The sequence below is a fragment of the Mesorhizobium sp. P2_E6 genome (assembly GCF_056403835.1).
The window spans coordinates 1-22,514 of record NZ_JBFUEQ010000013.1 but is presented as its reverse complement, the minus strand read 5'-3'; the positions used below and the strand labels follow the sequence as shown (position 1 = coordinate 22,514).

25 protein-coding genes and 3 tRNA genes are annotated in these 22,514 nt (G+C 61.7%); 16 read left to right on the top strand and 12 right to left on the bottom strand.

Annotation, left to right across the window (positions count from 1 at the left end; genetic code table 11):
• Positions 1–73 precede the first annotated feature (73 nt).
• Positions 74–1,501 carry an amidase gene (locus tag AC1D08_RS27190; RefSeq protein ID WP_457153377.1) on the top strand — a complete coding sequence of 476 codons (1,428 nt, stop codon included), beginning with the start codon at positions 74–76 and terminating at the stop codon, positions 1,499–1,501.
• 109 nt (positions 1,502–1,610) lie between these two features.
• Positions 1,611–2,300, top strand: a complete 690-nt coding sequence (locus AC1D08_RS27185) for a TetR/AcrR family transcriptional regulator (RefSeq protein WP_457153376.1) — start codon at positions 1,611–1,613, stop codon at positions 2,298–2,300.
• Positions 2,301–2,308: 8 nt separating this feature from the next.
• Here AC1D08_RS27185 and AC1D08_RS27180 read toward each other — a convergent pair whose 3' ends face one another.
• Genes AC1D08_RS27180 through AC1D08_RS27160 form a run of 5 tightly spaced genes read right to left on the bottom strand, consistent with a single transcriptional unit; the run spans position 2,309 to position 6,883 of the window.
• On the bottom strand, positions 2,309–3,067 hold the full coding sequence (locus AC1D08_RS27180; RefSeq protein WP_457153375.1) for an MBL fold metallo-hydrolase: 759 nt from the start codon (positions 3,065–3,067) through the stop codon (positions 2,309–2,311).
• Between the two features lie 2 nt (positions 3,068–3,069).
• Positions 3,070–4,134, bottom strand: a complete 1,065-nt coding sequence (locus AC1D08_RS27175) for an ABC transporter ATP-binding protein (protein ID WP_457153374.1) — start codon at positions 4,132–4,134, stop codon at positions 3,070–3,072.
• The gene (locus AC1D08_RS27170; protein ID WP_457153373.1) at positions 4,131–4,913 is read right to left on the bottom strand and encodes an ABC transporter permease; all 783 of its coding nucleotides are present in this window, start codon (positions 4,911–4,913) and stop codon (positions 4,131–4,133) included. Before AC1D08_RS27170 ends, AC1D08_RS27175 begins: the two co-directional genes overlap by 4 nt.
• Before the next feature lies 1 nt (position 4,914).
• On the bottom strand, positions 4,915–5,778 hold the full coding sequence (locus AC1D08_RS27165; protein WP_457153372.1) for an ABC transporter permease: 864 nt from the start codon (positions 5,776–5,778) through the stop codon (positions 4,915–4,917).
• Between the two features lie 13 nt (positions 5,779–5,791).
• Positions 5,792–6,883, bottom strand: coding sequence for a polyamine ABC transporter substrate-binding protein (locus tag AC1D08_RS27160; protein WP_477424470.1), 1,092 nt, complete (start codon positions 6,881–6,883; stop codon positions 5,792–5,794).
• A gap of 91 nt (positions 6,884–6,974) precedes the next feature.
• Between AC1D08_RS27160 and AC1D08_RS27155 the strand changes: the two genes are divergently transcribed.
• Both AC1D08_RS27155 and AC1D08_RS27150 read left to right on the top strand, forming a co-directional pair.
• Positions 6,975–7,589: a TetR/AcrR family transcriptional regulator gene (locus AC1D08_RS27155; protein WP_477424468.1), complete on the top strand. Its 615-nt coding sequence runs from the start codon at positions 6,975–6,977 to the stop codon at positions 7,587–7,589.
• 112 nt (positions 7,590–7,701) lie between these two features.
• Positions 7,702–8,268, top strand: coding sequence for a DUF2569 family protein (locus AC1D08_RS27150; RefSeq protein ID WP_477424466.1), 567 nt, complete (start codon positions 7,702–7,704; stop codon positions 8,266–8,268).
• Between the two features lie 156 nt (positions 8,269–8,424).
• Here AC1D08_RS27150 and AC1D08_RS27145 read toward each other — a convergent pair whose 3' ends face one another.
• Positions 8,425–8,967: a hypothetical protein gene (locus AC1D08_RS27145; RefSeq protein ID WP_457155445.1), complete on the bottom strand. Its 543-nt coding sequence runs from the start codon at positions 8,965–8,967 to the stop codon at positions 8,425–8,427.
• 118 nt (positions 8,968–9,085) lie between these two features.
• Positions 9,086–9,161, bottom strand: a tRNA-Thr gene (locus tag AC1D08_RS27140).
• 158 nt (positions 9,162–9,319) lie between these two features.
• Between AC1D08_RS27140 and AC1D08_RS27135 the strand changes: the two genes are divergently transcribed.
• The 4 genes from AC1D08_RS27135 to AC1D08_RS27120 all read left to right on the top strand — a co-directional run bounded on the left by AC1D08_RS27135 (position 9,320) and on the right by AC1D08_RS27120 (position 10,836).
• Positions 9,320–9,487, top strand: coding sequence for a hypothetical protein (locus AC1D08_RS27135; RefSeq protein WP_095090676.1), 168 nt, complete (start codon positions 9,320–9,322; stop codon positions 9,485–9,487).
• Between the two features lie 198 nt (positions 9,488–9,685).
• On the top strand, positions 9,686–9,880 hold the full coding sequence (locus AC1D08_RS27130) for a hypothetical protein (RefSeq protein ID WP_457152129.1): 195 nt from the start codon (positions 9,686–9,688) through the stop codon (positions 9,878–9,880).
• 257 nt (positions 9,881–10,137) lie between these two features.
• Positions 10,138–10,443: a BA14K family protein gene (locus tag AC1D08_RS27125; RefSeq protein ID WP_477424464.1), complete on the top strand. Its 306-nt coding sequence runs from the start codon at positions 10,138–10,140 to the stop codon at positions 10,441–10,443.
• A gap of 150 nt (positions 10,444–10,593) precedes the next feature.
• Positions 10,594–10,836 carry a hypothetical protein gene (locus tag AC1D08_RS27120; RefSeq protein ID WP_457152127.1) on the top strand — a complete coding sequence of 81 codons (243 nt, stop codon included), beginning with the start codon at positions 10,594–10,596 and terminating at the stop codon, positions 10,834–10,836.
• A 16-nt stretch (positions 10,837–10,852) separates the two neighbouring features.
• Here AC1D08_RS27120 and bhcR read toward each other — a convergent pair whose 3' ends face one another.
• Positions 10,853–11,674, bottom strand: coding sequence for an HTH-type transcriptional regulator BhcR (gene bhcR, locus AC1D08_RS27115; protein ID WP_095091670.1), 822 nt, complete (start codon positions 11,672–11,674; stop codon positions 10,853–10,855).
• Positions 11,675–11,887: 213 nt separating this feature from the next.
• On the opposite strand from bhcR, the gene gcl reads away from it, so the two are divergent.
• The 3 genes from gcl to AC1D08_RS27100 all read left to right on the top strand — a co-directional run bounded on the left by gcl (position 11,888) and on the right by AC1D08_RS27100 (position 15,520).
• Positions 11,888–13,669: a glyoxylate carboligase gene (gene gcl / locus AC1D08_RS27110; RefSeq protein ID WP_457152126.1), complete on the top strand. Its 1,782-nt coding sequence runs from the start codon at positions 11,888–11,890 to the stop codon at positions 13,667–13,669.
• A 24-nt stretch (positions 13,670–13,693) separates the two neighbouring features.
• Complete coding sequence (otnI, locus tag AC1D08_RS27105) at positions 13,694–14,491, top strand: 2-oxo-tetronate isomerase (protein WP_457152125.1); 798 nt, start codon at positions 13,694–13,696, stop codon at positions 14,489–14,491.
• Positions 14,492–14,602: 111 nt separating this feature from the next.
• Positions 14,603–15,520 carry a 2-hydroxy-3-oxopropionate reductase gene (locus AC1D08_RS27100; RefSeq protein WP_457152124.1) on the top strand — a complete coding sequence of 306 codons (918 nt, stop codon included), beginning with the start codon at positions 14,603–14,605 and terminating at the stop codon, positions 15,518–15,520.
• Between the two features lie 114 nt (positions 15,521–15,634).
• Here AC1D08_RS27100 and AC1D08_RS27095 read toward each other — a convergent pair whose 3' ends face one another.
• The gene (locus AC1D08_RS27095) at positions 15,635–16,483 is read right to left on the bottom strand and encodes a TrmH family RNA methyltransferase (RefSeq protein WP_457152123.1); all 849 of its coding nucleotides are present in this window, start codon (positions 16,481–16,483) and stop codon (positions 15,635–15,637) included.
• 199 nt (positions 16,484–16,682) lie between these two features.
• On the opposite strand from AC1D08_RS27095, the gene AC1D08_RS27090 reads away from it, so the two are divergent.
• The 3 genes from AC1D08_RS27090 to AC1D08_RS27080 all read left to right on the top strand — a co-directional run bounded on the left by AC1D08_RS27090 (position 16,683) and on the right by AC1D08_RS27080 (position 19,432).
• A tRNA-Tyr gene (locus AC1D08_RS27090) sits at positions 16,683–16,767 on the top strand.
• A gap of 89 nt (positions 16,768–16,856) precedes the next feature.
• Positions 16,857–16,930: transfer RNA gene (locus AC1D08_RS27085), tRNA-Gly, on the top strand.
• A gap of 768 nt (positions 16,931–17,698) precedes the next feature.
• Positions 17,699–19,432: an adenylate/guanylate cyclase domain-containing protein gene (locus tag AC1D08_RS27080; RefSeq protein ID WP_477424461.1), complete on the top strand. Its 1,734-nt coding sequence runs from the start codon at positions 17,699–17,701 to the stop codon at positions 19,430–19,432.
• 402 nt (positions 19,433–19,834) lie between these two features.
• Here AC1D08_RS27080 and AC1D08_RS27075 read toward each other — a convergent pair whose 3' ends face one another.
• Entirely contained in the window at positions 19,835–20,299 is a 465-nt protein-coding gene (locus AC1D08_RS27075) for a YidB family protein (protein ID WP_457152121.1), read from the bottom strand.
• A 130-nt stretch (positions 20,300–20,429) separates the two neighbouring features.
• On the opposite strand from AC1D08_RS27075, the gene AC1D08_RS27070 reads away from it, so the two are divergent.
• The gene (locus AC1D08_RS27070) at positions 20,430–20,684 is read left to right on the top strand and encodes a GlsB/YeaQ/YmgE family stress response membrane protein (RefSeq protein WP_095091667.1); all 255 of its coding nucleotides are present in this window, start codon (positions 20,430–20,432) and stop codon (positions 20,682–20,684) included.
• Between the two features lie 116 nt (positions 20,685–20,800).
• Here the strand turns inward: AC1D08_RS27070 and AC1D08_RS27065 are convergent, their stop codons facing one another.
• Positions 20,801–20,938, bottom strand: a complete 138-nt coding sequence (locus tag AC1D08_RS27065; protein ID WP_202359563.1) for a hypothetical protein — start codon at positions 20,936–20,938, stop codon at positions 20,801–20,803.
• Positions 20,939–21,072: 134 nt separating this feature from the next.
• Entirely contained in the window at positions 21,073–21,960 is an 888-nt protein-coding gene (locus AC1D08_RS27060) for a DMT family transporter (RefSeq protein ID WP_457152120.1), read from the bottom strand.
• A gap of 294 nt (positions 21,961–22,254) precedes the next feature.
• On the opposite strand from AC1D08_RS27060, the gene AC1D08_RS27055 reads away from it, so the two are divergent.
• Positions 22,255–22,514, top strand: a 260-nt coding sequence (locus AC1D08_RS27055) for a GTP-binding protein (protein WP_477424459.1), incomplete at its 3' end; no start/stop codon positions are given.

Sequence of the window (22,514 nt, the reverse complement as noted above, 5' to 3'; positions counted from 1 at the left end):
CGCGCCGCGATATCGCGGCGCGGCCACCTCCCGTCCATGCCAGAGGCGATCCGGCGATCGCAGGAGACTTCCCATGACTGATCTCGACCTTTGCTACATGCCGGCCAGCGAGGCGCTGCGGCTGTTCAAGGCGAAGAAACTCTCGCCCGTCGAATTGATGCAGGCGACCATCGACCGCGCCGAAGCCACCAGGTCGGCAATCAACTGCTTCACGTTTACGCATTTCGACGAGGCGATGGAGCTGGCCAAAAAAGCTGAGGCGAAATACGCCAGGGGGGCCAGGACCGGCGCGCTCGAGGGCCTGCCGATCGGCATCAAGGACGAGAGCTACATCAAGGGCAAGCCGACATCGCACGGCTCGCTGCTGTCGAAGGATGCCATTGGCGGCCACACTTCGACAATGAACGAGCGCATCATCAAGGCCGGAGGCATCGTCCATGCACGCACGGCAACGCCCGAATTCAGCTGCGCCGGCTATACCTGGTCGAGGCGCTGGGGCGTCACACGCAATCCGTGGAACCCGGACTTCACACCGGGTGGTTCGTCCGGCGGCGCGGCGGCAACGCTGGCCTCGGGCACATCGGCGATCGCCACTGGTTCGGACATTGCCGGGTCGATCCGCATTCCGGCGTCCGCTTGCGGTCTCGTCGGCTTCAAGCCGCCTTATGGCCGCAACCCGGACGAGCCGCCGTTCAATCTCGACTTCTATTGCCACACCGGGCCGCTGGCGCGAAACGTCGGGGATGCGATCCTGCTGCAGAATGTCATGGCGGGACCAAGTCCGCTCGACATCGCCACGCTGCGTCCGAAATTGCACCTGCCACTCGACTACAAGCCGATCAAGGGCTGGAAGATTGCTCTCTCGATGGACCTCGGCTCCTTCGAAGTGGATGCCGAGGTGCGGAAAAACACACTCGCTGCCTGCGACGTGTTCCGCTCACTTGGCGCCACCGTCGAGGAGGTCGACCTGGGCTGGGGCGACGAAGTGCTCAAGGCCGGCATTGCCTATCTGGAGCACCTCTTCGGCGCTTCGCTGGCGCAACTTCTCAAGCAGCACGGCGGGGATATGACCAGCTATGCACGGCAATTTGCCGAAGATGGGCAAAAGTCGAAGGCCACGGACTTCGTCGCTACCCTCGACGTGGCGGCCAGGATGTACCAGACGCTCGGGCCGTTGCTGGAGACATATGATGTGCTGATCTGCCCGACCAATGCGCTTCCCTCTGTGCCGGCGGAGTTCGACCACACCAGGGACACCGTCGAGATCAACGGAAAGCAGGTGAACCCTTCGCTTGGCTGGGTGATGACGACGCCATTCAACATGCTGAGCCGTTGCCCGGTTCTGTCCATGCCGTCGGGCCGCGCGACGAATGGCGTGCCGACCGGCATCCAGATTGTCGGCCGCACCTATTGCGACGCCGATGTCTTCCGTGCGGCGCTGGCATATGAGACGGTTCAGGGACAGTGGTACACAAACGCCGAAACGCGACCGTCGCTGTGATAACCATGTGGCCCTTGCCGCGCTGGTGCTTGATCTCCGGCTTCGGTTATGGTGAGCCGGCGCGCGGGGCTGGAAAGCTCCGGCGCGAGGTTTGAAAGGCTGGACAGAAATGGCGCAACGCAAGGCAGCCGCGAAGGCAATGGTCGCCGAGGCTGGCGACGGCCGGCTCGAGCCGGCCCCCAGGGATCGCCGGCGCGAGCGCGGTGAGGCCAGCATCCAGCGCATCATCGACGCCACCATCGATCTCATCGCCGACGAAGGCCTGGCGAGCGTCACCATGCAGCGCATCGCCGAGCATGTCGGATCCTCCAACGCACTGGTGGTTTTCCACTTTCGCAGCAAGGAGAACCTGTTTCGCGCCGTGCTGCAGTATCTCAGCGATCAGTACGATGAATTGTGGGCGACGCTGGTGCGCGTGCCCGGCCTATCGCCGGTCGAGCGGCTGATGGGCGCGGTCGAATGCGCGCAAAGATTCGCGCGGCAGCATCCGAAATGGGTCTCGGTCTTTGTCGTGTTCTCCAGCGACCGCAAGAGCATGCAGATCTACAACGAGATCGGCCTGCCCAGCGATCTCAGCTACAATGCCGAAGCTCGCGACCTGCTCATCGAAATCAAGCGCAGCGGCGGCTACACCGATGTCGACCCGGACACGCTGGCTGAGAGCCTGAACTATCTCGTCCATGGCGCATGGATCTGGGATCACCTCAACCCACCGGCGGGCAATTCCGATGTGTTGAGAAAGACGATGCTGATGCTGCTGCATCAGTCGTTTCCGCGACATTTCGAATTGATGCGCTAACTCGTTTCCTACGGCTGCCGCAGATGGCAGCCGGCCTGCCGCTTCTGCGCCAGATATTCGTCGACAAGCTGGCGGTAACGCACCTTGCCGAAGCTCGGAAAATGGCCGCCATGCACGACCGCGACATCGAGGTCGCGCATGCCGAGCAGCGTCGCCATGTAGTCGGAAATATCCGAGTGGTAGACGTCGTCGATCAGCGGGCCATCATAGATGATGTCGCCGGAAAGCAGGATGCCGGTCTTCTTCTCGTGGAGCGCGATGCCGCCGGGCGAATGGCCGGTCGTGTGGATCACCTCGAAGGCACGGTCGCCGAGATCGACCACATCGCCATGCGCGAGCAAACGGTCGGCCGGCGCGGGCTGGATGCTGTAATTCGCGGTGTCCCAGCCTTGTGGCATACCGTCGAACATCTCGTCGGTCGCATAAGTGCCGGCGGCCGTCCATTCGTTGCGCGGATCGGCAAGGATTTCCGCCTCGGCGGCGTGCACGCAGCGGTCGGGAAATTCGTGATGGCAGCCGATATGATCGAAATGCGTGTGGCTGGCGACGCAGGTCAGCTTGCGCTCCGTCACCAGCGGCACATGGCACCTGAGGCTAAAATGGCCGAGACCGGTATCAAACAGAAGATCACGGTCGCGGCCGCGCACATGCCACATGTTGCAGCGGAAGAACGGCTTGATCCACGGCTCATGGATCAGCGTCACGCCATCGCTCATGCGGATGGTCTCGTACCAGTCCGGAGCGCCGATGACCGGAAGCGTGCCCATGTTCATTCCGTCAACAGGATGATCTGGTCGGTATCGCACGAAACCGCAACCGTGTCGCCCGGCTGGACTGCCGCCGATGCCGGAAGCCTGGCGATGAACTGCAGCGAAGGGTCTTCGATGGAAGCCGCGAGCACGCGTTTGAAGCTGCCCTGGAAGACGACGTCGCTGACCTCGGCGCTACCAAGCCTGACACCGCCGCCAGCCGCGCCGAGGACAAGGTGCTCTGGCCGAATGGCGAGCCCGACGGCCGAGCCCAAAGGCAAGGCGCTCGGCAGGGAAACCGGCCCGACCGGCGTCGCGACAGTGCTGGTCCTGTCACTGGCCTCCGTGACGGCGCCGGCAAGGATCGTGCTTTCACCCATGAAGGTGGCGGAAAAGCGCGTCGCCGGCCTGGCGTAGACACGTTCAGGTGGCCCTTCGTCCTCGATGCGCCCGTCATTCATCACCACGCAATGGTCGGCCAGCGCCATCGCCTCTTCCTGGTCGTGCGTAACATGGATGAAGGCGGTGCCGACGCGCTTCTGGATCGCCTTCAGCTCGTCCTGCATCTGGCGCCGCAATTTCAGATCGAGCGCGCCAAGCGGCTCGTCGAGTAAAAGCACCGCCGGTTCGATCACCAGCGCACGCGCCAGCGCCACGCGCTGCCGCTGGCCGCCGGAGAGCTGGTGCGGTTTCTTGTCGAAAGAAGAGGCGAGGCCGACCAGCGCCAGCGCCTCGCGCGCCCGGGCGGCTCGCGTCGTGCCATCGACGCCCTGCATGCGCAGGCCGAAGCCGACATTGCTGCCGACGCTCATATGCGGGAACAGCGCGTAGTCCTGGAACACCGTCGTCGTCGGGCGCTTTGCCGGCGGCACCGAGGTGCAGTCCACGCCGCGGATGAAAACCTTGCCTTCGCTCGGGGTGACGAAGCCGCCGAGAATGGACAGCAGCGTCGTCTTGCCCGAGCCTGACGGTCCGAGCAGGATGGTGTAGCTGCCCGGTTCGATCTTGAGCGAAACGCTCTTGAGCACCGTCTGTTGGCCGAAGCGATGCGAGACCGAGTCTATGTCGACCAAAGGCGCGGTCATGCTTTTCTCCGGCGCAGCAATGTCAGTTCGAACAGCACGACCAGCACAATGGAGACGGCAAAGACCAGCGAGCCGACGGCGTTGGTCTTTGGATTGAGGCCGGAGCGCAGCAGGTTCCAGATTTCCACGGGCAAGGTCGTGTCGAAGCGGGTCAAAAGGAAGGAGATGACGAACTCGTCCCAGGAGAAGGTCATCGACAGGAAGAAGCCGGCGAATATGGCAGGCGCCATGACCGGCACGGTGATCAGGAGCAGCACCTTCCATTCCGGCGCGCCGAGGTCGCGCGCCGCCCGTTCGATGTTGATCTGGTGGTCGCCCATCTGGCTGTAGATGATGGCAAAGCACAGCGGCAGGTTGATCACGACATGGCCGATGCCGGCGGCAAGCAATGATTTCGGCACGCCGGCCCAGTTGAACAGCACCAGCAGCCCCATGCCGATGATGAGATAGCTGACCGTCAGGGGCAGCGTGATCAGCCCGCGCAGCAGGCCGGAGCCGGGCAGGACGAAGCGGGCAAAGCCCCAGGCGGAAAGGAAGCCGAGCGTGACAGCGGCCAGCGACGAGATGGAGGCCACCAGCAGCGAATTGACCAGCGCCGAGGTCAGCCGTGTGTCCGAGAGAACCGCGTCGTACCAGCGCAGCGACGGGCCGGTGAAGGGCGGGATCGGAAAGGAGGTCGACTGGAGCGAGAACAGGACCAGCACGACCACAGGCAGGAAGATGAAGCCGTAGACGGCAAGCGCATAGAGCCAGGATACGATGCGGACAATCCTGCGCATCTCACGCCCGCTCGATCTTGAGCCAGCGGGCGCAGGCAAGATAGGCGATGGTGACCACCGCCATCAGGATGATCGACAGCGCCGACGCAAGCGGAAAGTCGCCGCGCCGGCCGATCTGCATCATCACCAGCTGCGGCATCAGAAGCTCGTTGTTGCCGCCGAGGATCTGCGGCGTGATGTAGTCACCGATGCACAGCACGAAGGTGAGGAAGGCGCCGACCATGATGCCGGGCAAGGTCAGCGGCAGGATGACATGCAGGAAGGTGCGCACCGGCCCGGCGCCGAGATCGGCGGCCGCCTTGCGATAGCTCAGGCTCAACTGCTTCAGGTTGGCGAAGATCGTCAGCGTCAAAAGCATAACGAAGAAATGCACGAAGCCCGTGACGGTGGCGAAACGTGTGTTGGCGAGTTGCAGGGGCTCGGAAACCACGCCAATGCCCGTCAGCGTCCGGTTGATGACGCCATTCTGCGCCAGCACCAGCAGCCAGGAATAGGAGCGGACGACATAGGACGTCCAGAACGGCAGCACGGCCAGCATAAGCGCCAGCCTTTGCCAGCGCTCCGGCACCTGTTCGGCCAGGATCCAGGCGAAGGGGTAGGCGAGCAGCACCGAGACGACTGTGACGATCGCCGTCACCTCGAGCGAATTCACCATCGCCTGCCAGTAGGAAGGGTTGGTGAAGAACTGGCTGTAGTTGGACACCGTGAAGCCGCCGCCCTCATGCGCCGTCAGGCTGGACAGCCCCATGGCGATGAAAGGCAGCACGAAGAACAAAAGCGTCCAGCCGAGTGCCGGCGTGACCAGCGCCCAGGGCAGGGCGCGGCCACCCCGTGGCGGGGCACGCCCGTCGTTTGCGGCGGTCATCGGCGGTATCAGCTCATTTCGCCTGCAGCATTTCGGTCCACATATCCTGCATCTTCTTGTCGAGGTCGGCGTTCGGCGCCGGGTAGGCCTGGGCGCGGGCGAGGAAGCCCGGCTGTTCGTCGAAGCGCAGGATCTTCTTCTGGTCGTCGGTCAAACCCGCCTTGGTGTTCGCCGGCATGCCCCAGTAGCAGGACGAGGTGGCAAGCCGCGCCTGGCCCTCCGGGCTCATGATGTACTGGATGAATTTCAGCGCCATGTCCTTGTTCTTGGAATCCTTGAACATGGCCAGCGACTGCGACCACAGCACAGCCCCTTCCTTGGGGATCGAGAAGTCCAGCGCCGGGTTCTCCTTGGCCAGCCCGGCCGTCACCCATTCGCCGCCGCCGACCAGTATATCAACCTCGCCGGTCGCCAGCGCCGTCTGGCTGGCGGTCACCTCGCCGACCAGCTTGGCATTGGCCTTCATCTTGAGAAGCTCGTCCTTGAGGGCGGGCAGGTCGGATTCGGTCAGCTCAGCCGTCTTCTTGCCGATGGCGAGTGCGGCCATGCCGATGACCGGCAGATAATAATCGTAGATGGCGACCTTGCCCTTGTATTTGTCGCCGGTCAGCGCCGCCATCGACTGCATGTCGGCCGGGTCGACCTTGCTCTTGTTGTAGCCGATCGTGTTGTAGCCGAACTTTTCGGTGATGCCGTAGCGCTTGCCGCCGACCACGGTGGAGCCGTCCATCTTCACCTGGGGAAACATGTACGCCAGGGGCAGCTTGTCGTCGGGCAGCGGCTCGAACAGGCCCTTTTCGACGCCGCGCGGCACGTCGATCGAGTCGATCACCATCACGTCCCAGTCGCCTGGCTGCGACTGCTCGACGATAGCGAGCCCGGCGCCGGTGCCCTCGAACTCCTTGACGTTGACCTTGACGTTGTTGGCCTCCTCGAAGGGCTGCAGAAGTGCGGGATCGGAATGATCGCACCAGATCAGCGCGTTGAGATCGGCGCCTTGCGCGACGCTGCCCGCACCGAGCAGCAGCGCCGTGGCTGCGCACGCGGCGTGCAGATGGCGCTTCAGGATGGAAAGCGGATTCCGGGATGCAGATTCAGCGGACATCGAGTGTTCTCCCTTGCCTTTGTGGCTTCTTGCAAAAAATTGAACCAATTCTAAAATTGAGTCAATTCTGTTTTTGTGGCAAGAGGCTGATATGAGCGGATTGCGGGCAAGGCAAAAAGCGGATCGCCACAGGCGCATCATCGAGGCGGCGGCAGAGCTTTTCCGCGAGGCCGGCTATGAAGGCGCCAAGATCGAGGTTATCGCCGCGCAGGCCGAAGTCTCGGTCGGCACGATCTACAATTACTACCAGAACAAGGGCGACATCCTCGGCGCCATCGTCTCGCTGGAAGTCAACGAGGTGCTGAATGCCGGGCAAGGTGTCGTCGCCAAGCCGCCGGCCAATGTCGGCGACGCGCTGGACACGCTGATCGGCATCTATATCGAACACTCGCTGCACTATCTAAGCAAGGAGATGTGGCGGCAGGCAATGGCGATCTCGACGCAACTGCCAGACAGCCCGTTCGGCCAGGCCTACACCGCGCTCGACCGTTCACTGACCGAACAGATCCGCGCGCTGATCTCCCGCCTACAGGCGCTCGGCCTGGTGCGGCAGGACATCGACGGGGCAGCACTCGGCGAACTGATCTTCAACAACATGAACATGATGTTCATCGAGTTCGTGAAACGCGACGAGGCGAGGATATCGGAATTGCGCGCCGCGATACGCCGGCAGAACCGGATTCTGGTGGCGGCGATTGCGGTCTGATTGTCAGGAGCAGGCAGCAGAATCGATTTTTGGACCAAGCCGCGGCTCAACCCCCTTGAGTCGAATCTGAAATCTGCTACAACCCATGAGTGTATTTCTAGGGGAGGGGTGAATGCAGTTTTCCATCTGGCATTGGGCAATACTTCTGTTGTTGATCGGAGTGCCTGTCTTCTTTGCGGTTCGATCTGCCTACAAGCCCGTCCAGAATTCGGCGGAACTCGTCGGAATTGGAGGGTGGCTGATGCTTCTCGCGATTGGTCAGGCCATGGCTCCATTGCGTACGCTCGCCACACTGGGTTCCTCGAGCGATGGTTACAACCAGCTCATGCTGGTGCCGAACGGACCCATGGTGGTCTACGGCGAGGTTGGGCTGGTGCTGGCATTTCTGGTGCTTCAAGTGGTCGTGCTCGTTGCCATGCTGAGGCGGAGCACTTGGTTCAAGCAGCTCTTCCTCACCCAATGGCTAGCAATCCCGGTGGTATTCATCCTGGACGCGATCTGGGTTTCCACGGTTTTCGGCGTCCCGGTTGGACAAGTGGTCACCGGAGAGGCGCTTGCTACGTCCATAACCTCGTTTGTCCTGATCGGACTCTGGGTCGCCTACGTCTACAGGTCGGTCAGGGTGCGCAACACGTTCACCAGAGTGAAAGCATCCGCCCAGGTCGCGAACGCGGCATAGAAGCGGGGCAATTCGAATATTTTGGAGCGCGAGCGCTCTCGGTCATTCCTGAAACCGCTCGCTGATCCCGCCACAAAATGCTAGCATAAGCAGCAGTCAAACCGTGCTGCCATTTCATCAATGCTTAGAATTTCGGGAACTCTTCTCCACGGCGGGTCAACCCGTGCGCCGGTTGAGGTTCGTCCCGATTTTGGCGGCGGCCATATTCGACACGGTGTTCAACGGCCGAGCCTCGAAACATGGGAACGTGTCTCGCCGCCGACGACCCTTGCGGGCCTTATTCGCGAACTCCAGCGCCAATTTCCCCACATGGCCATACATGCTACCGGCGGAGTGCGGACAGTCCGCCGCCAGGCTGAGTTGATGGCGGAGCGGCGGCTTTCGAACCGGGCGCAGTTCCTGAGGGTATATCGTCAAGCCCAGCATATTACCGAGATGGACGCGTGGGTCGTTCAACATCCTCGCGCTACCCGATCGCAAACCACCGAGGCGTTCGAACAGATAATACACCGCGCCCGCGGACGCGGGGCTACGGTTAGCAACCATCTGGATGACCGCGCCCGCGATATTTCCATTCCACATGGAAATCCTCACGAGCAAGCCGAAGTGCAGCGCGCGCTGCAAAATTGGGGTGCACACGTCATCCTGGAAGGAGATGCAACCGGCGGGCCGCATTGGCACGTAGACTACACGCCACAAGTCGGGCCACCAATGGGGCGCAGGCCTTGATTGAGGTGCTGGTGCAAGAACGGCGGCCTAAAGCGGTGATGCCTAAGGTTCTGAAACTATTAAATTAATTGACATGTTGCCAGGAAGCTGGTGCCCCCGGACGGAATCGAACCGCCGACCTTCGGTTTACAAAACCGCTGCTCTACCAGCTGAGCTACAAGGGCACGGCGCTCCGGTTAGCATATTTGTTGCGCCAGTAAAGACAAAACTCCATTTTCGGTTACCCGGCATCGAGTGGACCGCCGGGGAGGGGCATCCTGAAAAGCGCCAAATCGCTTCCTACATATCTGGCAGGTGCAATCGCTTCGAGCAGGGGTGCCGCATGATCAGGTTTGTCATCATTCTCCCCATCATCTTGGTAGTCTGGATGCTGCTGGTGAAAATCATCAGCGATGTGAAGAAGGCCAATGTCGACTGGACCGGCGTCACCACCATCATCGGCTTTATCGCACTCGCCTTCTGGCTTCGCCATGTCACCGGCATGGGGTGAGCGGTAGGGAGTAGCGAATAGCGAATAGTCCAGGTGGCGAGTGCGGCTCTTTCGCTACTCGCTACTCCCTATTCGCTATTCACTCGCCTTCCGGCGCCGCCGAAAAATCTCCGAAACCTTTCGAACCATTTGCCGCACCGCGCCGACTGATGGTCAGAGGCGAATGGGTCGCCTCGATCAAGGATCCAGGAGATCATCATGTTCAAGCGCACTCTCACGTCAGGCCTCGTTGCCATTTTCGTCGCCACCGGCGCGCTCGCCGGCACCGTCGGCACGTCGTCAGCCCACGGCATGCATTATCACCATCATCATTACAGGCATTTCGAGCATTGGTGGTGGCACCACAACCATCATCATCACCACCACCATGGCCGGGTGATCATTTTCCTTTGATGGAGGGACCCAATTCCCAAAGGGCGGCTTCGGCCGCCCTTTTTGCGTTATGCGCCAGGTCGCTGAGCCCCCGGCCTCGACACCAAGGTCCAGACTTCCGTCGATACGCGGAGGCATAGCGCCGGCAGGCCTCCACACTGGTTGATTTCTGCGGCTCCAGGAAAATCGAAAAAAGTTTCGAACCTTTCTCCTTGCCGTCACGACAGATGATCAAGAGGCGGATGGATCGCCTCGTTCAACGAAGCAAGGAGATCATCATGTTCACGCGCACAATCGTTTCCGGCCTCATCGCCACCACCGTCGCCGCCACCATGCTGGTCGGCACCGTCCAGCCCTCGGCCGCGCATTCGCATCATCACCACGACCTCGGCATCGGCATCGCCGCCGGCGTTGGCGGCTTTGTCCTGGGCACCCTGCTCGCCCAGCAGCCCCGCACCGTCTATGTCGACGAAGACGGCGGCTCGTGGCACGTCCGCCGCTGCTTCGACCGCTACGGAAGCTACGATCCGGACTCAGACACCTATGTCGGCTACGACGGCTACCGTCACTACTGCCGGCTCTGAGAGGGGTGGCGTCTCAATCAACTGCAGGAGGGGCGCCCCCGCCGCCCCTCTTTGCTGTTCGCAAGATGTTCGGGGGGAGGGGGATGGGATCGGGTCCCGGCCGGGTACCGAGGCCTTGATTTCGAGACATTGCGGCGAGACAACGATCCGATGAAGACAGCAATCTATGCCGTTCTCGCGATCGCCACGGGAGCCGGCGCGTTGCTGTTCGCGCTCGCGTGGCATGACCGCTACTGGTTGTGGCGGGATTGCTTCAACGAACTTGGCCGCTGCTACAATTCCGAAAGCGGCGAGGTTTTTCTTGAACAGGCCGGGCTGGTGTGGGGCATGTTCGCCATCGGCTGTCTGCTTGCTTGCCTGTTCTTTGCCCGATTGGCCTACTCGCGGAGTTGAGTCTTCCCGCGCCGCATCAGGCTGAGAGAGCGCCGCCGATCATCCTGGTCACCTCGGCCGCGGCATCGCGCACCAAAGGGCCGATCTCGGCCAGCCGCTCCGGCGTCACCCGCACTGTCGGCCCCGAGACCGAGACACCACCGATCGGCTCGCCGAATTCATTGAAGATGGCGGCTGCCACGCAACGCATGCCGGGGTGCCGCTCCTCGTCGTCCACCGACCAGCCACGCCGTTTGATCGTTGCCAGGTCATGGGCAAGGGCGGAAATGTCGGAAAGCGTCCTGTCGGTGAAGCGCTGCAGTCCAGCCTTGCGCAGGATGGTGCCGACACGCTCCGGCTCAAGATGCGCCAGCACTGCCTTGCCGATGCCGGACGCATGGAACGGGCTGCGCGTCCCCGGCCGGAAGAAGGCGCGGATCGCCTGGTGCGTCTCGACCTGGCTGACAAAGACCACGCAATCATCCTCGGCAACGCCGAGATTGGCGGTCTCGCCGGTCCTTTCCATCAACTCCTGCATGACGATACGGGCGCGGTCGACCAGCTTGCGGCGGCGCAGGAACGCCGCGCCCATGCGGTAGGTCTCGACGCCGATCGACCAGAGCTGGTCGCTGGTGTCGAATTCGACCATGCCGTGGTTTTCGAGTGTCGTCAGCATGCGGTAAGCGGTGGAGGCGGCAAGGCCGCTTTGCGCTGATATCTCGCTTAGGGACAGGCCGCTGCCTTCGGCGACAATGGCCAGGATGCGCAGTGCCCGGTCGAGCGACTGGACCGAAGTCGGCTCGGATGGCCCGTTGAAGGCGCGCGGCCGACCGCGCTGGCGTTTCTCGGTGGTTTCCATGGCCGCATTGTCGGCAATTCGGCGCAATAGGCAATGAAAAAGTTTTTCATTGTGCGAGGCGGTGAAATCGGTGGAAAACGAAAAGCCGTTCAAATTCATTGGCTAATCGCCGTTTCCTATAAATGAAAAAATATTCTGAAAAAATTGAAAAATAGCCGGCTTGGTGACATTCTCAGCCATCCAACAATGACAACCCCTGTGGAGGGCCGGAAAATGGCCAGGATGCGCGCTGTCGATGCTGCGGTTCTCGTTCTCGAAAAGGAAGGCATTTCCTGCGCTTTCGGCGTGCCGGGCGCGGCGATCAACCCGTTCTATTCGGCCATGAAGGCGAGGGGAACGATCCGCCATGTCCTTGCCCGCCACGTCGAGGGCGCCTCGCATATGGCGGAAGGTTTTACCCGCGCCAAGGCTGGCAATATCGGCCTGTGCATCGGCACCTCGGGCCCGGCCGGCACCGACATGATCACCGGGCTTTATTCAGCCGCGGCGGATTCCATCCCGATCCTGTGCATCACCGGCCAGGCGCCGCGTGCGCGGCTGAACAAGGAGGATTTCCAGGCGGTCGACATCGCCGCCATCGCCGCGCCGGTCGCCAAATGGGCGGTCACCGTCATGGAGCCCTATCTGGTGCCGATGACGCTGCAGAAGGCATTCCACCTGATGCGCTCGTCGCGGCCGGGGCCGGTGCTGATAGACCTGCCGGTCGACGTGCAGTTGGCCGAGATCGAGTTCGACATCGATGCCTATGAGCCGTTGACGCCGTTCAAGCCGGCAATGACGCGCACGCAGGCCGAAAAGGCGCTGGCGATGCTCAACGCGGCCGAAAAGCCGCTGATCGTCGCCGGCGGCGGCATCATCAACGCCGATGCGTCGGATCTGCTCATCGAATTCGCCGAAATTTCGGGCGTGCCGGTCATCCCGACCTTGATGGGCTGGGGCACGATCCCCGACGACCACCGGCTGATGGCCGGCATGTGCGGGCTGCAGACGTCGCACCGCTACGGCAATGCAACGATGCTGGAGGCCGATTTCGTCTTCGGCATCGGCAACCGCTGGGCCAACCGCCACACCGGGTCGGTCGACGTCTACACCAAGGGCAAGAAGTTCATCCATGTCGACATCGAGCCGACGCAGATCGGCCGTGTTTTCGCGCCGGACCTCGGCGTCGTTTCGGACGCTGGCGCGGCGCTGAAGGTGCTGCTCGACGTCGCCACCGAGTGGAAGACGGCTGGCAAGCTGCGCGACTGGTCGGGCTGGGCGAAGGAATGCCAGGGCCGCAAGAAGACCATGAAGCGCAAGACGCATTTCGACCAGGTGCCGCTCAAGCCACAGCGTGTCTACGAGGAGATGAACAAGGCGTTCGGCCGCGATGTCACCTATGTCACCACGATTGGCCTGTCGCAGATCGCCGGGGCGCAGTTCCTGCATGTCTACAAACCGCGCAACTGGATCAATTGCGGCCAGGCCGGCCCGCTCGGCTGGACCTTGCCGGCAGCCCTTGGCGTTCGCGCCGCCGATCCCGACCGCACCATCGTGGCGCTGTCGGGCGACTATGATTTCCAGTTCATGATCGAGGAACTGGCGGTCGGTGCGCAGCACAAGCTGCCCTATCTCCATGTCGTGGTGAACAACGCCTATCTCGGGCTGATCCGCCAGGCGCAGCGCGGCTTTTCGATGGATTTCGAGGTCAATCTCGCCTTCGAGAACATCAACCGCTCGGGCGATCCCGAGGCCGGCTATGGCGTCGACCATGTTGCCGTTGCCGAGGCGATGGGCTGCAAGGCTGTCAGGGTGCGCAAGCCCGAGGAATTCGCCGCCGCTTTCAAGGAAGCGCAGCGGCTGATGAAGGAGCACCAGGTTCCGGTCGTGCTCGAATTCATCCTCGAGCGTGTCACCAACATCTCCATGGGCACCGAGATCGACAAGATCACAGAATTCGAGGACCTTGCCGAACATCAGGAAGACGCCCCAACGGCGATCGTGATGCTGGATTAGATCAGCGGAAAAGGAGGAAAAGAAATGCCGCGTTTCTCAGCCAATCTTTCGATGCTCTTTGGCGAGCATGAGTTCCTCGACCGTTTTGACGCAGCTGCCCGCGCGGGCTTCAAGGGCGTCGAATATATCGGCCCCTACGATCACGCGCCTGAGGTGGTCGCCGCCCGGCTGAAGAAAAACGGCCTGACGCAGGTGCTGTTCAATCTGCCGGTGGGCGACTGGAGCAAGGGCGAGCGCGGCATTGCCGTGCTGCCGGATCGCGTGCCGGAATTCCGCCAGGGCATCGCCAAGGCGATCACCTACGCGCAGGCGCTCGGCTGCGAGCAGGTCAATTGCCTTGCCGGCATCGCGCCCGCGGGCGCCGAACGCAAGGTGCTGGAGGACGTCTTTGCCGAAAACCTCGCCTTTGCGGCGGAAAAACTGGAGCAGGCCGGCATCCGGCTGCTGATCGAGCCGATCAACACCCTCGATATTCCCGGCTTCTTCCTCAACTACTCCGACCAGGCGCTAGCGCTGATCGACCGTATCGGGTCGAAGAACCTGTTCCTGCAATACGACATCTATCACATGCAGATCATGGAGGGGGATCTCGCCCGTACCATCGAGGCAAACCTCGGCCGCATCGCGCATATCCAGCTTGCGGACAATCCCGGTCGTCACGAGCCGGGGACGGGCGAGATCAACTATCCCTTCCTCTACGAGCATATCGACCGCATCGGCTATTCCGGCTGGATCGGAGCGGAATACAAGCCGAAGGCCGGAACGGAGGCTGGGCTCGATTGGTTCAGGGAACTGGCCGGGCAGGGAAGCGCGGCGGCTTAGCTGCCGACGCTGAAGCTGCCAATCTCCCCACCCGTGGGGGAGATGGCCGGCAGGCCAGAGGGGGGCGCGAAGGAACGCAGCCTCGACAAAGACATACGACGGAGAAAAACAATGGAAACCATCGGTTTCATCGGCCTCGGCATCATGGGCGCGCCGATGGCGGGGCATCTGCTGGATGCTGGCTATACGGTCATCGCCAGCGACCATCGCTCGAAGCCGCCGGCTGACCTCGTCGCCAAGGGACTGAAGTCAGTCTCCGGCCATGCCGCGGTGGCCAAGGCGGTCGATATCATCATCCTGATGGTGCCCGATACACCACAGGTTGCCGATGTGCTGTTCGGCGACAACGGCGTTGCATCCGGCCTGACCAAGGGCAAGCTGGTGATCGACATGAGCTCGATCTCGCCGATCGAGACCAAAGTGTTTGCGAAAAAGATCAATGAACTGGGCTGCGACTATCTCGACGCGCCGGTTTCGGGCGGCGAAGTCGGCGCCAAGGCGGCGTCGCTGACCATCATGGTCGGCGGCGAGGACAAGGCGTTCGAGCGCGCCAGGCCTGTGTTCGAGAAGATGGGCAAGAACATCACCCTGGTCGGGCCGAACGGCGTCGGCCAGACCACCAAGGTGGCCAACCAGATCGTCGTCGCGCTGACCATTGAAGCTGTCGCCGAAGCACTTGTTTTTGCATCGAAAGCCGGTGCCGACCCGGCCAAGGTCAGGCAAGCGCTGATGGGCGGGCTGGCGGCCTCGCGCATTCTCGAAGTGCATGGCGAACGCATGGTCAAGCGCACCTTCGCGCCGGGCTTTCGCATCGAGCTGCACCAGAAGGACCTCAACCTGGCGCTGGAAGGGGCAAAATCACTCGGCGTGTCGCTGCCCAACACCTCGACCACGCAGCAGCTGTTCAATTCCTGCGCCGCCAATGGCGGCGCCAAGGAGGATCACTCGGCGCTGGTCAGGGCGCTGGAGCGGATGGCCAATTTCGAGGTGGGCGGCAACGCAGCCGAAATCAAAGGCAAAGCTGCATAGGTCAGGAGAGGGCGGCGCAACGTTCCCAAGCCGTCAACTCGTGCCTGTCGAAGAACGGGCTCCTGCGTCCATCGCCGGAGCCCGTTTCGCATTTAGAGATGTTTGCCGTGAGGCTCAGCCGCGCTTCAAGAATGCCCGCGCCGCATAGAGGCTGATCGCCGCGGCGTTCGACACATTGAGCGAACGGATGGCGCCGGGCATGTCGAGCCGCGCCAGCGTCGTCACCGTCTCGCGCGTCTTCTGGCGCAGGCCCTTGCCCTCGGCGCCGAGCACCAGCGCTATTTTGTCACCGGCGAAACTGGTTTCGAGTTCCGCCGGCCCGTCCGAATCGAGGCCGATGGTCTGGAACCCGGCCTCGTGCAACTGGCCGAGCGCGTCGGCCAGGTTCTTCACCTCGATCTGGTCGATATGCTCCAGCGCGCCGGAGGCCGATTTCGCCAGCACGCCCGATTCCTGCGGGCTGTGACGCGCCGTGGTGATCAGCGCGCCGGCGCCGAAGGCGACCGCCGAGCGCAGGATGGCGCCGACATTGTGCGGATCGGTGACCTGGTCGAGCACCAGCACCAGCCTGGCCTCGCCAAGTGCATCAAGCCGCTTCGGCTTCAGCGGTTCGGCCTCGATCAGCACGCCCTGATGCACGGCGTCCGAGCCGGTGATCTTGTCGATGTCCCTTGGTTCGACCATTTCCGCCTTGAAGGGCAGGGCGGCGAGATCGGCGATTTCCAGGCGCTCGGCCGCATTGCGCGTGACCAGCATCCTTCTGATCCTGCGGCGCGGATTGTCGAGCGCCGCTCGCACCGTGTGCAGGCCATAGAGCCGCACCAGCCCGTCCGCGGCATGTTCGCCGGGCGGAACCGGCTGCCGGGGCCTGAACGCCGGTGCGCCGCCGCTTTTCTCGTCGCGATAGGCGCGCCGCAACTTGGCGTAGTGGGTGTCTTTCGGGGTGTTGGTTTTGTCGCTCATGGCCGGCTTCTATAGCCGTCTCCTCAGGCCAAGGATATGGCTCGTCGCCGCAGCCGGCGAACAACATCGAAAAACGCCGGTTGCGCGGTTGACACCCAATGGCCTTGCCGCCATAAGGCGCTTCGCTGGTTTCGGAGAAGACTTAACTCGGGTCCGGATTGGCGTGAATGCCTCGTTGCATGGCTCCGGCGGCAGAACTGGAGAGGTGCCCGAGTGGTTAAAGGGGACGGACTGTAAATCCGTTGGCTTAGCCTACGTTGGTTCGAATCCAACCCTCTCCACCACTGCCGGCCCGGAAGCCCTGAAACGCGAAAGCATCGGACCGAAAAGTGCATGGCGCTTTTCGGGGGAATCCGGTACTTCAGTGCAAGGCGCGGGTATAGCTCAGTGGTAGAGCAGCAGCCTTCCAAGCTGAATATGCGGGTTCGATTCCCGCTACCCGCTCCATATAACTATTTGATATTTATCAAAAATTTTTCCTGAGATCGATAGTGCCGTGTCACTGCGCCTGTCAGTACTGCGCTGTTATTCCTAAAAATCCGCTGCAGAAGTTCAGCTTGCTAAGCTTACCCTCGACAGAGAGCGGCATTGAAAGGACGTGCGCGAAATAGGTGGAAGCTCCCTTCGGCTCATCTGCCAGAACGAGCAAACAGAAGCGACCATCCGCCTCTAGTTTTCAGATGACCGCAGTTGGGCCGACAGCGGACTGTCGGCATTTTTGGCGTCCGAGGAACAATAACGGACGTTCAGCCCCGGTGGGCCCAAGTCTGAAGCTGACCCAAGGGCGACTACCAAATTGTTCGGATAGATGTCCGCTTCGGCTGAAAGCTGACCTCTAGGACCTTTAGTTCGAATCTCGTGTGGCGCGCCAATTTTCTACCACTCCCGAACAAAACGGGAATCGGGCAGTTTCTCACCGGAGGCAGGAGAGCACTCAAGAGCACACCCGGGTTCCGCTCAGCGACCGGCGGCTCTTGCGCCACATCTCGGCCGTAGAGGCCAGCTTGGCCTGCGCCCCGAAGCACATCGTCCCCTTCCGCCGACTAGCCGTCATAGTAACCCAGTCAGATCGGCGCTCTAAAATATTTGGATAGACAAATCCGGCGCTATCTCAAGGACGCCATGACAACTCGCCGCTATCAGGCAGCCCGATGGACATCCCCGCATGGTGCCAATACCATTTGTGCAAGTGAATTTTCTGAGGCACCTACCTCAATGGCCGAAGAACGCGTCCAGCGCCGTCTTGCCGCAATTCTGGCCGCGGACGTTGTCGGCTACAGCCGCCTTATGGAAGCAGACGAGCAAGGAACCCTTGAGGTCCTCAAGGCCCGACGGCGCGATATTCTGGCTCCCCTGATCGCTCGATATCGAGGCCGCCTGGTTAAGGTCATGGGCGACGGCGTGTTGGTCGAGTTCGCCAGCGCGGTCGATGCCGTCCAGTGCGCAGTCGACCTCCAATACGGCACGGCCGAGGCCAACGATCGTTTGCCGGACTCCCGGCGGGTGATCCTGCGCATCGGCATCAATCTCGGCGATATCATCGTGGACGGTAGCGATCTTTACGGCGACGGCGTCAACGTTGCCGCTCGGCTGGAGGCGTTGGGCGAACCTGGAGACATCTGCGTTTCGGGGAGCGTCTACGATCAGGTCAAGCGGAAGGTGGAGACCGGGTTCGACGATCTCGGGCAGAAGTCGTTGAAGAATATTGCTGAGCCCGTGCGCGTCTACCGGGCGCGGCATTTGGCAATTGCAGACAGGAAAGACGGCGAAACCGTGCCACTGCCGCTGCCGTCAAAACCCTCTATCGCCATCCTGCCTTTCACCAACATGAGCGGCGACGCCGAGCAGGACGTGTTCACAGACGGGTTGACTGAAGACCTAATCACCGATCTATCGCGGAACGCCAGCCTGTTCGTGATCGCCCGCCATTCGACCTTTGCCTACAAGGGAAAGTCGATCGACATCCGGCTGATTGCCCGTGATCTTGGCGTCCGCTATTTGCTGGAAGGCAGCGCCCGCCGTGCTGCCGGTCGTGTGCGCATCAACGTTCAGCTGATCGATGCCGTCAGCGGAACTCATCTTTGGGCGGACCGCTTTGACCGCGATCTTGAAGATATTTTTGCTGTGCAGGACGAGGTGACCGCCAAGATCGTCGAGGCTCTGATCGGCCGCCTGGTGACACAGCCGCCGCGTAACCGGCCAAAAAGCATGGAAGCCTATGATCTTTGCGTGCGTGGCCGGACGCTGATCGGGATTTCGCCGGAGGCGTCGCGCGAATCGCGTCTTCTGTTGCAGCGGGCGATCACCCTCGACCCGGACTATGCGGAGGCGCATCGGCTCCTGGCCTTTCACCTCTGGCAGGCTTGGGCGCAGTGGGGCGAGCCAGAAGTGCCCAACCGGCTTGTGGCCGTTGCCATGGCAGAAAAAGCCGTGAAGCTCGACCCGAACGATGCCGGCTGCCGCTTCGTCCTTGGCCACTTGCTGGCATATGAACGGCGCTGGCCCGCGTCGGATGCGGAGTTCGCGACCGCGCTCGAGATTGACCCGAATTATGCCGATGCCTGGGCGGACCTGTCGGACTTTTCGGTGTTGAACGGTAAGCCGGCCACCGCGATTGAACAGGTCCAAAAGGCACTCCGCCTGAACCCACACCCGCCCAGGTGGTACTATTGGGATTTGGGGTTCGCGCAATACGCCGCCCGCCAGTATGAGTTGGCAGTCGTCACGTTACGCAATGAGGCCACGTACAGAACGATTTCGCGCCGTGTGCTTGCAGCAAGCCTTGCACAACTTGGACGAACGGACGAGGCCCACCAGGAAGGCGCGCTGTTCATGGCGAGCAATCCACATTTCACGATCAGCCATTGGGCCGCTTCACAGCCCTTTCGAGATCAGGCAACGCGTGACCATTTCGTCGACGGATATCGCAAAGCAGGCCTGCCAGATTGAACGAAAACCGCTGAATCGACGGCATCTTCATGATCTTGGCTGATATTGGATGACAGGTATGATTCAGCTTCCCGCTTACGTCCAGGAGGGAACGCCCGCCTTGCATCGATAGCGGCCGTCCCTGGGCCAGATAGAGAACGGCGGCAAGTGGCGCAACTGCGACCTGCGACCGTCAGCTTTCAGGAAACGGCAATGCTGATCAATACGGCCGAGATGCGGCGCAAAGCGATCATGCGCACCTTCGCCTGCGAGAGTCTGCTCCGGGTCAAAAATCGGATTTTTCAGGGTGTTTTGACCTTGGAGTGTTCACCCAGACAGACCTTCGTCCTCGCGATCTCCAGGTCGAAACACCGCGCGGCAAGCCGCGCTGCGCTCCTCCACTGTGCAGATGTCTGCGCCGCGCTAGCTGTTGAACGCGGACGCAACCTGATGCTGCTGCGGCACCTGGCCGTTCGGCGTCAGCTTGTCGATGACGCCGGGCAGCGCCGTGGACAGCTGCTTGAGCAGTTCCTGCTCGTCCATCCCCGTCCGCTGCGCGATCTCGTGAATGACCTGCGGCCCGAGTGCGGCGCCGAGATCATTGGCGTTGATCGACTGGTTCTGCCCGGTGCCGACCCAAGAGTCGGCGACATTGCCGTGGCCGGCATCCCTGAGCTTGTCGAGCAGGCCGCCCAATCCGCCGAGCAGGCCGCCGTCGGCGGAGGTCGTTCCGGTGGAAGCAGGTCCGGTCGGGGCCGGGGTCTCGGTCTGGTCCGGCTGTTCGGCACTTCTGCCGCTCAGCATTTTTCCGACCAGCAGCGCGCCAAGCGCGATCATCAGCGGTTTGGTGATGTTGCCGCCTGGAACGGCGTTGTCAAAAAGTCCCATAGTGGATCCTCCATAACGACAAGCCCAACACCTCCTCAACAATGGAGCGTGCGGGCGGAATTTCAAGCTGGCTTGAGCTTTTGACAATCGTATGAAAATGTTTGGCTGGCGGGTGGATGGAGAGGAAAAAATGTCAATCATCAGCTGGATCATACTCGGCGTCATCGCCGGCTTCCTGGGCAGCAAGATCGTCAACAAGAGCGGCCAGGGCATTTTGATGGACATCGTGCTCGGCATCGTCGGCGCCATTGTCGGCGGTCTGATCTTCAGCGCCTTCGGCGCGTCGGGCGTCACCGGCCTCAACATCTACAGCCTGATCGTCGCCGTGATCGGCGCGGTGGTCGTGCTGTGGGCCTACCACCAGTTCAGCGGAGGACGGGCGTAAAAACAAAGGGGTAGAGCGGTTCTGCGTTTCCGTGAACGATGAACCACCCTAAGCCCTGGAATCTGAAACTTCGATTTTCGCCGAGGACCAGCTCCGGGCCGGTACGCGATACCAGCCTATGGCATCAACACTGCGTCTGCTGCTGCGAAAAAGATCAGCGTTCCCGCGATAAACACCGCCCAGCCGATGAGCGACTTGCGGATGGCGGCCTTGTGCTCGGCGTCGGAGTTCTTGTTCTGGTCAAAATCCGTCATGGGGAAACTCCCTTGGCTGATTGATCATGGCGTCCTGGATTGGACGGTGTTCGCCGATTAGAGGATCTTTTTCGGCTCGGCAACAGCGCGCGGAAAGACGTGGGTGAGCGCCCACTTGGCCTGCTTGGGCGGGGCTAGGCGACGACGGTCAGTCGGCGCTTGCGCTGGTCCAGCGAGACGATGGCAAGTCCGCTGCCCACCACCAGCAGGATGCCGCAGACCGCCAGCGCATTGGGGAATTGCCCGAACACCAGCAAGCCTGAAATGACCGCCCAGACGGTGAAGCAATAGTAGAACGGCGCAACCGCACTGGTCGGCCCGACGCGATAGGCCATGAAGATGAAGAAGTGGCCGAAGATCAGGAAAAATCCGGCGCCGGCCATCAGCAGCAGATGGCGCGCCTCGGGCATGACCCAGCGCTCGGAAACCAGATGCGCTGCACCGGCGCCGACCAGCACCACCACGACGGCGGAGATCGCCACGATCATCCCCGGCACCTCTGCCGTAACCCGCCGGCCGGCAAGGTCGCGTGCCGCCGACAGCGTCGCGTTGCCGAGCGCCAGCAAGGCGTAGACCGAAATGCCTTGCATGGTCGGTTGCGCCACCATCAGCGCGCCGATGAAGCCGAGCCCGATCAGCGCCATGCGCTGGCCGCCGATCCGCTCGCCAAACAGGATCGAGGAGCCGACCAGCATCAACAGCGGCGTGATCTGTCCGAGTGCCGTCGAATCCGCGATCTGCATGTTGGCGAGCGCCACCACGTAGCAGAGGATCGCCGCCAGCTCGAGCAGGTTCCTGCGCAGCACGTGCCTGTCGAAGATCAGCGGAATCTGCTTGCCGTAGCCCAGTGCGAACAACAGCGGGAAACCCCAGAGCGTTGCCGCCGCACCGCGCAGAAACAGCACTTCGTAGGACGGCAGGCCCGATGTCGCGAGTTTCATCATCGTATCGTTGACGAGATACGATCCGGTCGAGACGATCATGAACAGGGGGCCGCGGATGGCGGTCGGAATGAAATGCATCCGGCGAGGAAATCAGACCTCGATGACGACCGCAATGGGCCATGACCTGGCGGTGAATCGGACAGCATCGGGCAGGCAAGACAGCGCTGTGGCGGCTTCGATCGATACGCCTGCCACCCATTTCATTTCGTCTCGTCCCTTCCTATATCAGCGCCATATCCCCGCAATCGGATCAATGGTTCGGACTGAGTGAGACGGCACCCGGCCAAAAGACGCTTGTGTTTTTTGGCCTTTGTCGCTAATCGCCCCGCATTCGACTGAACTGAAGGTCCAGGCCGTCCAAGGAAAGAGACTATGGCAAAAGGTAAATTCGAGCGTAACAAGCCTCATGTGAACATCGGCACGATTGGTCACGTTGACCATGGCAAGACGTCGCTGACGGCGGCGATCACGAAGTATTTTGGCGAATACAAGCGCTATGACCAGATCGACGCGGCACCTGAGGAGAAGGCGCGCGGCATCACGATCTCGACGGCGCATGTCGAATACGAGACGGCCAACCGCCACTACGCTCACGTCGACTGCCCCGGGCCTGCCCCGGGCACGCCGACTAT